Source organism: Streptomyces sp. YIM 130001 (genome assembly GCF_003574445.1).
GTDB lineage: Bacteria > Actinomycetota > Actinomycetes > Streptomycetales > Streptomycetaceae > Streptomyces.
Map to the genome: position 1 here is coordinate 65,640 of NZ_KZ984565.1, position 13,976 is coordinate 79,615.

At 72.3% G+C, this 13,976-nt stretch carries 12 protein-coding genes; 7 read left to right on the forward strand and 5 right to left on the reverse strand.

The annotated features are described in order from the left end of the window. Positions 1-182 precede the first annotated feature (182 nt). From DSC45_RS28030 to DSC45_RS28045, 4 genes are all read right to left on the reverse strand, one after another. Positions 183-737: a DEAD/DEAH box helicase family protein gene (locus DSC45_RS28030; protein ID WP_205571452.1), complete on the reverse strand. Its 555-nt coding sequence runs from the start codon at positions 735-737 to the stop codon at positions 183-185. A 119-nt stretch (positions 738-856) separates the two neighbouring features. Beyond that, positions 857-1,294: a MerR family transcriptional regulator gene (locus tag DSC45_RS28035; RefSeq protein ID WP_119294767.1), complete on the reverse strand. Its 438-nt coding sequence runs from the start codon at positions 1,292-1,294 to the stop codon at positions 857-859. Between the two features lie 23 nt (positions 1,295-1,317). After that, complete coding sequence (locus DSC45_RS28040) at positions 1,318-2,331, reverse strand: MDR family NADP-dependent oxidoreductase (RefSeq protein ID WP_119294768.1); 1,014 nt, start codon at positions 2,329-2,331, stop codon at positions 1,318-1,320. 195 nt (positions 2,332-2,526) lie between these two features. Beyond that, positions 2,527-3,477: a LysR family transcriptional regulator gene (locus DSC45_RS28045; RefSeq protein WP_240434884.1), complete on the reverse strand. Its 951-nt coding sequence runs from the start codon at positions 3,475-3,477 to the stop codon at positions 2,527-2,529. A gap of 206 nt (positions 3,478-3,683) precedes the next feature. Here DSC45_RS28045 and DSC45_RS28050 point away from each other — a divergent pair, with 206 nt between their 5' ends. Then, positions 3,684-4,697 (forward strand): EamA family transporter, encoded by a 1,014-nt coding sequence (locus DSC45_RS28050; protein WP_119294770.1) that lies wholly within the window; start codon positions 3,684-3,686, stop codon positions 4,695-4,697. Positions 4,698-4,891: 194 nt separating this feature from the next. Continuing rightward, entirely contained in the window at positions 4,892-5,473 is a 582-nt protein-coding gene (locus DSC45_RS28055; protein WP_119294771.1) for an SMI1/KNR4 family protein, read from the forward strand. Positions 5,474-5,533: 60 nt separating this feature from the next. Here the strand turns inward: DSC45_RS28055 and DSC45_RS28060 are convergent, their stop codons facing one another. Further along, on the reverse strand, positions 5,534-5,968 hold the full coding sequence (locus DSC45_RS28060; protein ID WP_119294772.1) for a hypothetical protein: 435 nt from the start codon (positions 5,966-5,968) through the stop codon (positions 5,534-5,536). A gap of 165 nt (positions 5,969-6,133) precedes the next feature. On the opposite strand from DSC45_RS28060, the gene DSC45_RS28065 reads away from it, so the two are divergent. The 5 genes from DSC45_RS28065 to DSC45_RS28085 all read left to right on the forward strand — a co-directional run bounded on the left by DSC45_RS28065 (position 6,134) and on the right by DSC45_RS28085 (position 13,949). Further along, the gene (locus tag DSC45_RS28065) at positions 6,134-6,946 is read left to right on the forward strand and encodes a TIGR03084 family metal-binding protein (RefSeq protein WP_119294773.1); all 813 of its coding nucleotides are present in this window, start codon (positions 6,134-6,136) and stop codon (positions 6,944-6,946) included. 278 nt (positions 6,947-7,224) lie between these two features. Beyond that, on the forward strand, positions 7,225-8,922 hold the full coding sequence (locus tag DSC45_RS28070) for an acyclic terpene utilization AtuA family protein (protein ID WP_205571457.1): 1,698 nt from the start codon (positions 7,225-7,227) through the stop codon (positions 8,920-8,922). Positions 8,923-9,013: 91 nt separating this feature from the next. Beyond that, positions 9,014-10,612: an acyl-CoA carboxylase subunit beta gene (locus DSC45_RS28075; RefSeq protein ID WP_119294775.1), complete on the forward strand. Its 1,599-nt coding sequence runs from the start codon at positions 9,014-9,016 to the stop codon at positions 10,610-10,612. Between the two features lie 120 nt (positions 10,613-10,732). After that, the gene (locus tag DSC45_RS28080; protein WP_119294876.1) at positions 10,733-12,709 is read left to right on the forward strand and encodes an ATP-binding protein; all 1,977 of its coding nucleotides are present in this window, start codon (positions 10,733-10,735) and stop codon (positions 12,707-12,709) included. A 64-nt stretch (positions 12,710-12,773) separates the two neighbouring features. Beyond that, on the forward strand, positions 12,774-13,949 hold the full coding sequence (locus DSC45_RS28085; RefSeq protein WP_119294776.1) for an acyl-CoA dehydrogenase family protein: 1,176 nt from the start codon (positions 12,774-12,776) through the stop codon (positions 13,947-13,949). The last annotated feature ends 27 nt before the right edge of the window (positions 13,950-13,976 follow it).

Genomic DNA, 13,976 nt, shown 5'->3' on the forward strand with positions numbered 1-13,976 from the left:
GGCTGCCGACCAGCCGCGGACTTCCGCGGGCGTCGCTCGGTACATGAGCCGAGCCGCCCGGTCCCGCACAGCGCTCCGTTCCCGGTTCGGGGGCGGGGGCGGGGGGCGTCGAACGAGCGCAGCGACGCTCGCGGCCTACGACCCTCGCCCCGACGGGAGTTGACGGCAGTCCCGAGGCACGATCAGGACGTACGGGCGAAGTGGGCCCCCACCCATCCGGTGGCGGCGGCCACCTCGCGTGCGATGTCGGTGACGGGACGGTCGTCCGTCGTCACTCGCACGGTGCCGGTGGGGGACCGCTGGTCGAGGAGGAATGCCTTGCGGGCGCTTCCTTCGAGCTCCTGCCGCAGTTCCGTGCCGAGTTCGCGTCGTGTCAGTCGCGCGTGGATGGTGGCGTCGGAGGCGGTGAGCAGGACGCGCACGAGTCGTGCCGCGGTGCCCGACGCGCGCTCGAACATGCCGGTCGACTCCGGCAGCACGCTCAGGGTGTTCGTGTAGATCAGGCGGTGGTAGCCGCGGCGGGCGTAGTTCGCCCACACCGCGGTCAGGTTGCTCTCGGTGATCTCCGCGCGGTGCGGGTCTCCTTCGGGGGCCGGATGCACCGCCCCCATGAAGTCACCGTCGATGACCGCGTGAGCGACCGCCTCGGAGCGCAGCAGCGCCGAGACCTCCCACCCCACCGTCGTCTTGCCGACGCCGGCTCGTCCTCCGATGAGCAGCACTTCTGCGTGGTTCATGGCGGAAGGGTGTCAGGGGGCGGTCATGTCACGCGACGCGGTATCGGCCGCCGACGGCTGGCACGGGGGCCGTGTACGACCACCGGGCGGTCCGCTCTTCGGCCGCCGCCCGTGGAGCCTCACGCGGCTTGGTCGGATCCGGAGTCCCGCTCGCGATCGAGGTCGCGGAACAGCTCACCGAATCGGTGTGCAAGCGCGGTGGTCAGGCGGTCTCGTGCCTCGGTCAGTCGCTCGATGCGCTTGTTCAGATCGGCCACCCGTTGGAGGGTGACCTCGGCGACCGGACAGCGGTCCGACCCGGCCTCGTCGGCGCCTTGGGCGGTCTCTGTGCCGGGCAGCCACTTCATGTCGAGGACGTGGGCGAAGGCGCGTATGTCGCCGATCGTCAGGCCGGCGTCCAGCAGCTCGCGGATGGCACACAACCGCTGGACGTCGTCCTGCCCGTAGGCGCGATGGCCCGTCGGTGTGCGCTTCGCCGCGACGAGCCCCCGCTGCTCGTAGTAGCGCAGCGCCCGCGTGGTGAGGCCCGAGGCCGCCGCCGCCTCGCCGATACGCATGGTCGTTCCTCTCGGGCTGAGTGTCAGAGCTCCACCAGCACGGCTCCGACGTGGCGTCCTTCGAGCAACTCGCACAACGCCAGCGATGCTTGGTCGATTCCCGGCAGCCGGACATGCGGGAAGGTGAGCGTTCCCTCGCGCAGTCCACGGCTGAACTCCTGAAACCATTGGGGGATCGCGTCCAGGTGGTCGATGCCCGAAATGCCGCGCACGGTGATACCCCGCAAGATGAGGGAGCCCGTGTCGAACTCGACCGGGGAGCTGAAGCCGCCGGATATCTGGCTGGACAGCGTGCCGACCAGGGCGATGCGGGCGCCGCGGCGGGCCAACGCCAGGGCAGCCAGCAGCTGTTCGCCGCCGACGTTGTCGAAGACTGCGTCGATGCCGTCGGGGGCCGCCTCGCGCAGCTGGTCTTCGATCGGGCCTGCATCCCGGAGGACGACGGCGTCGTAGCCGAGTTCGTCGACCAGGCGCCGCCCTTTGCGCAGCGAGCTGGTACTGCCGATCACCCGCGTCGCTCCGCGCAGGCGGGCGAACTGCCCGGCCAGGGAGCCGACGCCGCCCGCCGCGGCGGTGACGAACACGGTGTCCGAGGGCCGCACTTCGGCCCCACGCACGATGCCCAGCCAGGCGGGCAGTCCCTGTGACAGGTGGGCGGCCGGATCGGGCAGTGCCCCGGGGTCGATGCGCTGAGCGTCGCTCTCGTCGATGACGGCGTACTCGCGCCATCCAAGGTTGTGGGAGACGAGATCGCCCGGGTGCAGACCGGTGCCCGGCGCTGTGGTCACCGTGCCGATGGCCGGTCCTGTCATGACTTCGCCCGGCGTGTGGGGCGGCATCGGCAGACTGGCGTCACCCCGTACCAGGGTGTCCATCACCGCGACGACGCTCATGAGCCGGTTGCGTACGAGTACCTGTCCGGGGCCGGGATCGGGGACCGGGACCTCGACCGTGCGGAAGTGACCAGGGGTGAGTGGTCCTTCAGGACGTGCGGCCAGGCGCACCTCCCGATGAGTGGCGGGGACGGTGTCGGGCATGAGAACTCCTCGGCGGCGTGGACGTCGCGTGCAGGACGTCCTTCCGGGCGGGCCGTCCCACGCATCTCGACGACGTTAGAACTTGACGCATGCGTCAAGTTCAAGCCCTGCCCTGGGGTTCGTTCGGTCGCTTCCGCGGGGCATGCGGTCGGGGCACCCCGCCCGTCCGTGTGCGCAGTCGGGCGGCTGGTGCGCCTATGGAGCCTCCGGCGCCTCGTGATCGTTCGCGGAGGCGTTGTGCGTGATCTCGTGGATCAGGGTGGCGAGTTCGCGTAGGCAGGGGTGGCTCGGGGTGTCGCGGCGGGCGAGGAGGACGGGGACCTCGGGGGCGTCGGTGAGGGGGCGGTAGATCACGCCGCGGTACTGGTGCATGCCGACCGTGGCCGTCGCGGTGATGCCCACCGCGCGGCCCGCGGCGATCGTGACGAGCCAGTCGTCGGTGTTCGCCACCGTGATCACCTCCCTGGGGCGGATCGCGGCCGGCCACAGGTCGAGGGTGGTGGCTCCCGAGACGGTGTTCAGGGCGATGGTCCGGTCCGTGAGGTCGGCGAGCGAGACCTCGTCGCGGTCCGCCAGCGGGTCGTCGGCCGGCAGGGCCGCCACCCGGGCCTCGGTGTAGAGCAGCTCGGTGACCAGGCCGGGGGCGTCGACGGTGCCGCGCAGCAGTGCCGCGTCGACCTCGCCTCGGGTCAGTCCCGCCGTACGGTCGTCGATCCGCAGGAGCTCCAGGGGTACGTCGGGGTGGGCCTCGCGCCAGCGCCGCAGCAGCGGTGTGGTGTGCGGGCCGGCCGCGGACCAGGCGTGCCCGAGCCGTAGTGGTCTGCGGGCGGTGCGGCCGACGGCGAGGGCGTCCTCGAAGGCGGCGATCGCTGCGGTGGCCCGGTCCTGGAACGCGCGGCCCTCCGGGGTGAGCGACAGGTGGTGCGTGCTGCGGTCCACCAGGCGTACGCCGAGGGCCCGTTCGAGGGCGGCGAGGGTGCGGGAGACGGCGGGCTGAGTGAGGCGGAGGCGCTCGGCGGCGCGCGTGACGTTGCGTTCCTCGGCGATGGCGAGGAAGCAGCGCAGGTGGCGCAGCTCGACGGAACCGGGGGTGGCGGGGGCGCGGGAGTCGTCGTCGCTGCTTGTGCCGCTCTTGGTGCCGCTCATGCGCGCGAAGCATAACGGGGGTTCGATCGGCATTTCACGCGCCGCGCAGGAGTCCGTAGCGTGGACGGGCGGCGGATCTCTCCGCGCGGAAAGTCCAATGCGTTGGATCGCAGAGTTCATTAGAGTGCCCTATGTGTGGGCGGCCGCAGCGTGGCCGTCGGCGAGCGAAGCGGCCGAGCGGGACGACGACGAAGGGGAAGGCTCCGATGAGTGCAGGGAGGCAGACCGGCGGGCCGGTCACGGGCGCGGCCACTTCGGGGGCGGCAGCCACGGAGGCCGCCGCCGGAGCCGCCGTCGTGCAGCCGGAGGCGGCCGGTGTCGTCGAGGGCACGTCCGGTGGCCGGCGGCGCGGACCGCGCAATTCCAGCCTCGGACCCGTAGGCCTCGTCCTCGCCGGCTGCCTGTCCGTGCAGTTCGGCGGTGCGCTGGCGGTGTCGCTGATGCCGCGCGCCGGAGCACTCGGCGTCGTGACCATCCGCCTGGTCGCCGCCGCGGTCGTGCTGCTCGTCGTGTGCCGCCCGAAGCTGCGCGGGCACTCGCGCACCGACTGGGGCACGGTCGTCGTGTTCGGTGTCGTGATGGGCGCGATGAACACGCTCTTCTACCAGGCGGCCGACCGCATCCCGCTCGGCACCGCGGTGACCCTCGAGGTGCTCGGGCCGCTGGCCCTGTCCGTGCTGGCCTCGCGTCGCGCGGTGAACGCGCTGTGGGCGGCGCTCGCGCTGGCGGGCGTCTTCCTGCTCAGCGGCGGCGGATTCGACTCGCTCGACCCGGTCGGGGCGGCGTTCGCGCTGAGTGCCGGCGTGATGTGGGCGACGTACATCGTGTTCAGCGCGAAGACCGGGCGCCGCTTCCCGCAGGCGGACGGGCTCGCCCTCGCGATGGCGGTGGCGGCGGTACTCAGCCTGCCGCTGGGCATCGCCGAGTCCGGCTCCAAGCTGCTCACCCCGACGACTCTGGCGCTCGGTGCCGGTGTCGCGGTGCTGTCCTCCGTGCTGCCGTACACGTTCGAACTCCTCGCGCTGCGGCGGCTTCCCGCCTCCACCTTCGCGATCATGATGAGCCTGGAGCCGGCCTTCGCCGCGCTGGCCGGGTTCCTCGTACTGAGCCAGGCGCTCTCCGCGACCGAGGCGCTGGCCATCGCGCTGGTCATCGTGGCCAGCATGGGCGCGGTGCGTACGCAGATCGGGCGGTCGAAGGCCGGGGCGGCGAAGGGCTGAGCCGCTCCGGACCGGGCTCTTGCGGGCTGCGGCGGGCAAGTTGTCCACAGGCGGCGGGGCGTCGTCGGTGCGGTGTGTGAGGATCCCTGGTGTCGGTCGGGGAGTGGAGCAGCGGGCGTGGTGGGGGCGCGCCGGACTGCGCGAACCGGCCGTGGGGAAGGGCGAATCCGTTGCCGTACACCGGGGGAGTGCACATGACCAGGCCAGTCGAGGAAGTGCTCGCGGAGCAGTGGCAGCAGATCGAGCGCTGGTACGTGGCGCAGGGCGGTTCGCACCTGCTGCGGGGTCCGGCTTCGGCCGAGGCGATCGCCGGGGTCGAGCAGGAGTTGGGTGTCACGCTGCCCGAGGAGCTCAGGCGGTCCCTCGAGCGGCACGACGGGACCGAGGAGGAGGGCTGGCCGGGCGGCACGCTGCTGTCCTGCGCGGGCATCGTCAAGGAGACCGGGATATGGCGTGAGCTGCTCGCGGAGGGCAGCTTCGACAAGCGGTCGCAGCACGACGCGGAGGAGGACGGGGACCTCTCGGACACGGAGCGCGCGGTCCTGCCGGGCTGGTGGAACGAGGGCTGGATCTGCATCGACGCGGACGGCGGGGGGAACGGCGCGGTGATAGACCTCGCCCCGGGCCCCGGCGGCACCTCGGGCCAACTCCTCGACATGGACCATGAGGTGGGCCCCAGCGGTCCCACGGCGGACAGCTTCCTCGACTACCTCGACGACGTGCTGGAGGAGCTGGACGACTGCAACGTGGTGGACGGGGCGTACGTGGAGGGCTGACGGCGGTCCACGGTGTGGAGGGCTGACGGCGGCCCACGGGGCTGCGAGGGCTCGGGTGGTTCAGGACCCGTCGGGGCACGGGCCGGTCGACAGGTCCGGTTCGAACGTCACGCGCTCCGTCTCGACGGTGCGTTCCCGCTGGACGAGCGTGATGCACCGGCCGTCGTTGTCGCCCTCCTCGGACACCTGGATCCAGTAGGTGATGAGGGCCTTGTCGCTGTCGTTGTTCGAGCTGTTCGCGATCCGGACGTGGGGCAGCGGGACGTCGTGCTGCTGGGCGCTGTCCTCAACGGCCTCGCTCACCCCGTCGCGGACGGTGGCCGATCCGTTGTCGTCGTAGCGTGCCTGCTCGAGGTCGTGCATGGAGTCGTTCACGACCTCCTGCAGCTCGTCGTCGCTGAGTGTCTTCATGTCCCACAGCACCCAGGCGAAGACGCCGGCCAGGACGAGTGGCAGGGCGAAGAGCGCCAGGAGGGTCCCCCGGTTGATCTGCATGGGGCGGGAGCATATGGGGTGAGTTCCGGGAGGCACCAGAGACGGGGTCGGTGGTGGTGGACGGCTCGGTTCGGCGGGCGGAGATTTTCAAGCACGCGTGCTTGTTTACCCGTCCGGCAGGTGCCATGCTCGCCGCACATCGACGTCCCGTGAGGGGAGTGCGCCGTGGCCGACCCCGTTCCCGTACTCGACGACCTGCGTGCGGAGAGTGCGGAACTCGACGCTCTGGTAGGGGAGTTGGAGCCGGCCGATTGGGCGCGGTCCACTCCGGCGCCGGGGTGGACGGTGGCCCATCAGATCGCTCATCTCCTCTGGACGGACGAGGTGGCGCTGATTGCCGCGACCGATCCGGACGCGTTCGCCGAGGAGGTCGAGAAGGCCCTCGTGGCGCCGCACGAGTTCGTCGACGAGGGGGCCGAGAAGCGTGCCGTACTGCCGCCCGGCGAACTGCTCGCGCGGTGGCGGCAGGGGCGCGACGACCTGCAACGGGCGCTGCGCGAGGCGCCGCCGGGCACCCGATGCCCCTGGTACGGGCCGCCGATGAGCGTCGCCTCGATGGTGAGCGCGCGCCTCATGGAGACCTGGGCGCACGGGCAGGACGTGGCCGACGCCCTCGGCGAGCGCCGGACACCCACGGCGAGGCTCCGGCACGTCGCGCGGATCGGCGTACGGGCCCGTGACTATGCGTACGTCGTACGCGAACTGCCGCCGCCGGACGGGGAGTTCCGTGTCGAGCTGACCGCACCGGACGGCGGCGGGACGTGGAGTTACGGGCCGGTGGACGCGGAGCAGCGGGTCACCGGCCCCGCAGTCGACTTCTGCCTCCTGGTCACCCAGCGCGCCCACCGCGACGACCTGTCCGTACGGGCCGAGGGCGCCGAGGCGGACCGTTGGCTCGACATCGCCCAGGCCTTCGCCGGCCCGGCGGGGCAGGGCCGGGAGCCCCAGGGAGCCGAGCCCCCGGACGGCGGGCGATGAACGGGGGCGGGGGCGCGCCGGAACTGGCGGGCACGTCGGAACCGACAGACGCGCCGGAACTGGCAGGCACGTCGGAACCGACAGACGCGTCGGAACCGGCAGGCACGTCGGAACCGGCAGGCACGTCGGAACCGGCAAGCACGTCGGAACCGACAGGCACGTCGGAACCGGCAGGCACGGCACACTTCGCCGGTCCGGCCGACGTCGCGCGCCCGGCCGACCCCACGAGCGCGCCCCACCCCCGCAGCGCACCCCACCCCCCGACCACCCCCCGCCCCCTGCGCATCGGGAACGCTTCCGGCTTCTACGGTGACCGGTTCGACGCCGTGCGGGAGATGCTCACCGGCGGTGAGCTCGATGTACTCACCGGGGACTACCTCGCCGAGCTGACCATGCTGATCCTCGGCCGCGACCGGCTGCGGGACCCCGGCCTCGGTTACGCGAAGACGTTCCTGCGCCAGCTCGAGGAGTGCCTCGCCCTGGCGCACGAGCGCGGTGTACGCATCGTGGCCAACGCCGGCGGGCTCAACCCGGCCGGTCTCGCCGCCGCCGTACGAGACCTCGCCGAGCGGTCGGGCGTCCCGGTGCGCGTCGCCCATGTCGAGGGTGACGATCTGCTGGCGCGCGGCGGCTGGGGCGAGGGTGTCCTCACCGCGAACGCGTACCTCGGCGGCGACGGCATCGCCGCCTGTCTGCGGGCGGGCGCCGACATCGTGGTGACCGGCCGCGTCACCGACGCCGCCCTGGTGACCGGTCCGGCCGCCTGGTGGTTCGGCTGGGAGCCGCAGGAGGCCCCGTACGGCCAACTCGCCGGGGCGGTCGTCGCCGGGCACGTCCTGGAGTGCGGGACGCAGGCAACCGGCGGGAACTACGCCTTCTTCACCGAGGCCCTGGCCGCCGGCCGCGACCTCCGCCGCCCCGGCTTCCCGCTCGCCGAGATCCACGCCGACGGCTCCGCCGTCATCACCAAGCATCCCGGCACCGGCGGACTGGTCGACGTAGGCACCGTGACCGCCCAACTGCTCTACGAGACCGGGGGCGCCCGTTACGCGGGCCCCGACGTCACCGCCCGCCTCGACTCCGTGACCCTCACCCAGGAGGGCCCCGACCGGGTCCGCATCGGCGGGGTCCAGGGTGAGCCCCCGCCGCCCACCCTCAAGACCGGTCTGAACCGGCTCGGCGGCTGGCGCAACGAGATCGTGTTCGTGCTGACCGGCCTCGACATCGAGGCCAAGGCGGAGTTGGTCAAGGCCCAGTTGGCAAAAGCGCTCGCCGAGTCGCCGCCCACACACGTCAGTTGGGAGCTGTCTCGAACCGACCGGTCCGATGCCGGCACCGAGGAGGCCGCGAGCGCCCTGCTGCGGCTCGTGGTGCGCGCCCCCGAGCAGGAGACCGTGGGCCGCCGCCTGACCGGCGCGGCCGTCGAACTCGGCCTGGCCGGCTATCCGGGCTTCCACCTCACCGCCCCACCCGGAAAAGGCTCCCCGTACGGGGTCTTCGAGGCGCGTCACGTCGAGCGGGACATCGCCGACCACACCGCCGTACTCCCCGACGGGACGCGGCTCGCCGTCGCCGGACCCTTGCGCACCGTGGAACTCGCGCCCGTACCGGAGCCGTTGCTGCCGGAGGCGTTGCCCGCGGGGCCGGTGCGGTGGGCGCCGCTCGGCGCCGTGGCCGGGGCCCGTAGCGGCGACAAGGGCGGGGACGCGAACATCGGGGTGTGGGTGCGCTCGGACGCGGCCTGGCGATGGCTGGCCCACGCGGTGACGGTCGACGCGCTGCGAGAACTCCTGCCCGAGACAGCCGAGTTGACCGTCACGCGCCACCTGTTTCCCCGGCTCCGGGCGGTCAACTTCGTCGTGGAGGGGCTGCTCGGCGAGGGCGTCGCCGCCCGGCACCGCTTCGATCCGCAGGCGAAGGGGCTCGGCGAGTGGCTCCGCTCCCGGCACCTGAACATCCCGGAGGAGCTGCTGTGACCGTCCCCGGAGCAACAAGCACGGGCGGCGGCCCCGGGCTGTCCGCCACGAGGCCCGCAGGAAGAGACACGGCCGTCCCGGAGGAGCTCTTGTGACCGTCCTGCCCACCGCGCTCGACCCCGCGGCACCGGAGTTCGCCGAGCGGCGCGAGGCGATGCTCGGCAAGCTCGCCGAGCTCGACGCCGAGCACGCCAAGGCCCTGGCGGGCGGCGGCGAGAAGTACGTGGACCGGCACCGGGGCCGCGGCAAACTGCTGGCCCGGGAGCGGATCGAGCTGCTGCTCGACCCGGACACCCCGTTCCTCGAGCTGTCGCCGCTCGCCGCCTGGGGCAGCGACTACCCGGTCGGCGCCTCGATGGTCACCGGTATCGGCGTCATCGAGGGCGTCGAGTGCCTGATCACCGCCAACGACCCGACCGTACGCGGCGGAGCCAGCAACCCCTGGACGCTGAAGAAGGCCTTCCGCGCCCACGAGATCTCCTACGCGAACCGGCTGCCGTCCATCCACCTCGTGGAGTCCGGCGGCGCGGACCTGCCCAGCCAGAAGGAGATCTTCATCCCGGGCGGTGCCCTCTTCAAACACCTCACCCAGTCCTCGGCGGCCGGCATCCCGACCGTCGCGGTGGTGTTCGGGAACTCGACCGCGGGCGGGGCGTACGTACCGGGCCTCTGCGACCACGTGATCATGGTCGAGGAGCGGGCGAAGGTCTTCCTCGGCGGTCCGCCCCTGGTCAAGATGGCCACCGGCGAGGAGAGCGACGACGAATCGCTCGGCGGCGCCGGGATGCACGCGCGCGTGTCCGGCCTCGCGGACTATCTCGCCGCCGACGAACCCGACGCGCTGCGCCAGACCCGACGGGTCGTCGCCCGCCTCAACCACCGCAAGGCGGAAGCCGATCCGGTACCGGGCGCCGCGCCGAAGTACGACGAGGAGGAGCTCCTCGGCATCGTGCCCGAGGACCTGAAGATCCCCTTCGACCCCCGCGAGGTCGTCGCGCGGATCGTGGACGGTTCGGACTTCGACGAGTTCAAGCCGCGCTACGGGCCGAGCCTGGTGACGGGTTGGGCGGAGCTGCACGGCTACCCCGTGGGGATCCTGGCCAATGCGCAGGGCGTGCTGTTCAGCGAGGAGTCGCAGAAGGCCGCCCAGTTCATCCAGTTGGCCAACCAGCGCGACATCCCGCTGCTCTTCCTGCACAACACCACCGGCTACATGGTCGGCAAGGAGTACGAGCAGGGCGGCATCATCAAGCACGGCGCGATGATGATCAATGCCGTGTCCAACTCCCGGGTCCCGCACCTGTCCGTGCTCCTCGGCTCCTCCTACGGGGCGGGTCACTACGGGATGTGCGGGCGGGCGTACGATCCGCGGTTCCTGTTCGCCTGGCCCAGCGCCAAGTCCGCCGTGATGGGGCCTCAGCAGCTGGCCGGCGTCCTGTCGATCGTCGCCCGGCAGTCGGCCGCCGCCAAGGGGCAGCCGTACGACGACGAGGCGGACGCGGGACTGCGCGCCATGGTGGAGCAGCAGATCGAGTCCGAGTCGCTGCCGATGTTCCTGTCCGGGCGGCTCTACGACGACGGGGTCATCGATCCCCGTGACACACGCACCGTTCTCGGCCTCTGCCTGTCCGCGATCCACACCGCGCCCGTCGAGGGCGCACGCGGCGGCTTCGGCGTCTTCCGGATGTGAGGGACGACCACCACATGACCGCAGGTGAGGAACGACAACCACATGACTGCTGAATCCGCGGGCGGCCGAGGGAACGCTCTCGAGGCGACCTCCGGCCCGGCCTCCGAACCGACCCCCGGCATGCACACGATCCGCACCGTCCTGGTCGCCAACCGCGGCGAGATCGCCTGCCGCGTCTTCCGTACCTGCCGTGAACTGGGCATCGGCACCGCCGCCGTGTACTCCGACGCCGACGCGGACGCGCTGCACGTGCGCGAGGCCGACACGGCCGTACGGCTGCCGGGCAGCGCGCCGGGGGACACCTATCTGCGCGGCGACCTCCTGGTGGAGGCCGCGCTCGCGGTCGGTGCGGACGCCGTGCATCCGGGCTACGGATTCCTCTCCGAGAACGCGGAGTTCGCCCGCGCCGTCCTGGACGCCGGACTCGTCTGGATCGGCCCGCCACCGGCGGCCATCGACTCCATGGCGTACAAGACCGAGGCGAAACGCATCATGCGTGCCGCCGGGCTCCCGCTGTTCGACGCGCTCGACCCGGAGGCCGTGACGGCCGACGATCTGCCGGTCCTGGTGAAGGCGTCGGCGGGCGGCGGCGGCCGGGGCATGCGGATCGTGCGGGAACTCGACGCCCTTGAAGGGCAGTTGAAGGCGGCCTCGGCGGAGGCGGAGAGCGCCTTCGGGGACGGGCAGGTGTTCGTCGAGCCCTACGTGGAGCGCGGCCGGCATGTCGAGGTGCAGGTGCTCGCCGACCGGTACGGCGGCATCTGGACGCTCGGCACCCGCGACTGCTCGCTGCAGCGGCGCCACCAGAAGGTCGTCGAGGAGGCGCACGCGCCCGGCCTCGGCGCGCGTCTGGAGCGGGAGGTCGAGCGGGCCGCGACGGCGGCCGCCAGGGCCATCGACTACGTCGGCGCCGGCACCGTCGAGTTCCTGGTCTCGGGAGAGCGTGCGTACTTCCTGGAGATGAACACTCGGCTGCAAGTCGAACACCCCGTCACCGAGGCGGTGTTCGACCTCGATCTGGTGCGGTGGCAGCTGCGCGTCGCCGAGGGCGCCCCGCTGCCCGAGGCTTCGCCGGTCCCTCGGGCGCACGCCATCGAGGCCCGCCTCTACGCCGAGGACCCGGCCCGCGGCTGGGCGCCCCAGGCCGGCACCCTGCACCGCCTCGACGTGCCGACCGGGCGCGACGTCTGGGTCGACACCGGATACGCCGACGGCGACGAGATCGGTGTGCACTACGACCCGATGCTCGCCAAGGTCATCGCCCGCGGCGCCACCCGCGCCGACGCCGCCCGGGGGCTCGCGGCCACCTTGGAACGCACCGTGATCCACGGCCCCGTCACCAACCGCGACCTGCTCGTACGCACTCTCAGGCACCCCGCCTTCCTCGCCGGCGACGTCCACACCGGCTTCTACGACGACCACTTGGACGCCCTCACCGCAGCGGCCGACGACGGCTTCGCCCGGCACGCCGCGCTCGCCGCGGCGCTGGCCGACGGGCACGGCCGCTCCCGGCTCGGCGGCTGGCGCAACCTGCCGTCCGTACCGCAGGCCAAGCGCTACCGCGGCGAGCCGGACGGCATCGAGTTCGAGGTGCGCTACCGGATCACCCGCGACGGGCTGCGGTTGCCGGACGAAGGGGACGGCCGGGAGGACGTGCGCGGCGCCCCGCGCGAGGTGCGGCTCGTGAGGGCGGAACGTGACCGCACCGTCCTCGAAGTCGACGGCGTACGGCACGAGTTCGGCGTCGTGCGACACGGCGACCGCGTGTATGTGGACACCGCCACGCGCGCGTGGACCTTCACCGCGCTGCCCCGCTTCCCCGACCCCGTGGAGCAGCGCGCCCCAGGTTCGCTGCTCGCTCCCATGCCCGGCACCGTCGTCCGGGTCGCCGACGGGCTCGCCGCGGGCGACGCCGTGCGGGCGGGTGCGCCGCTGCTCTGGCTGGAGGCGATGAAGATGGAGCACCGCATCGTCGCGCCCGTCACCGGCACCCTCACCGCCCTGCACGCCGCCCCCGGCCGTCAGGTCGAGGTCGGCACCCTGCTCGCCGTCGTACAGCCCGCGGACGAGGCCGGGGACGGCCCGCCCAACCGCTGAGCCACCGGCGCCCGTACACGGACAGCCCGCCCCCGCACCGCCCGACGCACAGGAGGACCGCCGTATGAGTACCGCCAGCACCGTCGTGGAGACCGAGGAGCAGCAGGCTCTCAGGGCCGCCGTCGCCGCTCTCGGCAAGCGGTACGGACGCGAGTACCTGACCCGTCTCGTACGCGAGCAGGGCCACCCCGCCGAGCTGTGGGCCGACGCCGCGGAGCTCGGCTACCTGGGCGTCAACCTGCCCGAGGAGTACGGCGGAGGAGGCGGCGGCATCACTGAACTCTCCATAGTCCTCGAGGAGTTGGGCACCGCGGGCTGTCCGCTCCTGATGATGGTCGTCTCACCCGCCATCTGCGGCACGGTGATCTCCCGGTTCGGCACCGAGGAGCAGAAGCGGCACTGGCTGCCGGGCCTCGCGGACGGCACGCTCACCATGGCGTTCGGCATCACCGAGCCCGACGCCGGCTCCAACTCGCACCGGATCACCACCACCGCGCGGCGCGACGGGGACGCGTGGGTGCTCACCGGCCGCAAGGTCTTCGTCTCAGGGGTCGACATCGCCGATGCCACCTTGATCGTCGGCCGCACCGAGGATGCCCGCACCGGTCGCCTCAAGCCCTGCCTGTTCATCGTCCCGCGCGACGCCGAGGGCTTCGGACGCCACCCGATCGAGATGGAACTGCAGGCGGCCGAGAAGCAGTTCGAGCTGGTCCTCGACGATGTACGGCTGCCTTCGGACGCGCTGGTGGGTGGGGAAGCGGACACGGGACTGCTGCAGCTGTTCGCCGGGCTCAACCCCGAGCGCATCATGACCGCCGCCTTCGCCATCGGCATGGGCCGCTACGCCCTCGCCCGCGCCGTCACGTACGCCAAGGAGCGCAGCGTCTGGAAGGACGCCGCGATCGGCAGCCACCAGGCCATCGCGCATCCGCTCGCGCAGGCCCATATCGATCTGGAGCTGGCCCGCCTGATGATGCAGAGGGCGGCCCATCTCTACGACGCGGGCGACGACGCGGCAGCGGGCGAGGCCGCCAACATGGCGAAGTACGCGGCCGCCGAGGCCTGCGTGAAGGCCGTCGACCAATCCGTGCACACGCTGGGTGGCAACGGCCTCACACGGGAGTACGGTCTTGCCTCACTCATCACCGCGTCCCGGGTGGCGCGGATCGCCCCCGTCAGCCGCGAGATGATCCTCAACTACGTGTCCCACCAGACCCTCGGGCTCCCCAAGTCGTACTGAGCCCCAGGGGCCGCCCCCACCCCGTCC

What these genes read in the sequence shown, in the direction of transcription:
- DSC45_RS28030 (WP_205571452.1), bottom strand. Translation starts at nt 737, where the DNA reads ATGAACCACGCAGAAGTGCTGCTCATCGGAGGACGAGCCGGCGTCGGC.
- DSC45_RS28035 (WP_119294767.1), bottom strand. Translation starts at nt 1,294, where the DNA reads ATGCGTATCGGCGAGGCGGCGGCGGCCTCGGGCCTCACCACGCGGGCG.
- DSC45_RS28040 (WP_119294768.1), bottom strand. Translation starts at nt 2,331, where the DNA reads ATGCCCGACACCGTCCCCGCCACTCATCGGGAGGTGCGCCTGGCCGCA.
- DSC45_RS28045 (WP_240434884.1), bottom strand. Translation starts at nt 3,477, where the DNA reads ATGAGCGGCACCAAGAGCGGCACAAGCAGCGACGACGACTCCCGCGCC.
- DSC45_RS28050 (WP_119294770.1), top strand. Translation starts at nt 3,684, where the DNA reads ATGAGTGCAGGGAGGCAGACCGGCGGGCCGGTCACGGGCGCGGCCACT.
- DSC45_RS28055 (WP_119294771.1), top strand. Translation starts at nt 4,892, where the DNA reads ATGACCAGGCCAGTCGAGGAAGTGCTCGCGGAGCAGTGGCAGCAGATC.
- DSC45_RS28060 (WP_119294772.1), bottom strand. Translation starts at nt 5,968, where the DNA reads ATGCAGATCAACCGGGGGACCCTCCTGGCGCTCTTCGCCCTGCCACTC.
- DSC45_RS28080 (WP_119294876.1), top strand. Translation starts at nt 10,733, where the DNA reads ATGCACACGATCCGCACCGTCCTGGTCGCCAACCGCGGCGAGATCGCC.
- DSC45_RS28085 (WP_119294776.1), top strand. Translation starts at nt 12,774, where the DNA reads ATGAGTACCGCCAGCACCGTCGTGGAGACCGAGGAGCAGCAGGCTCTC.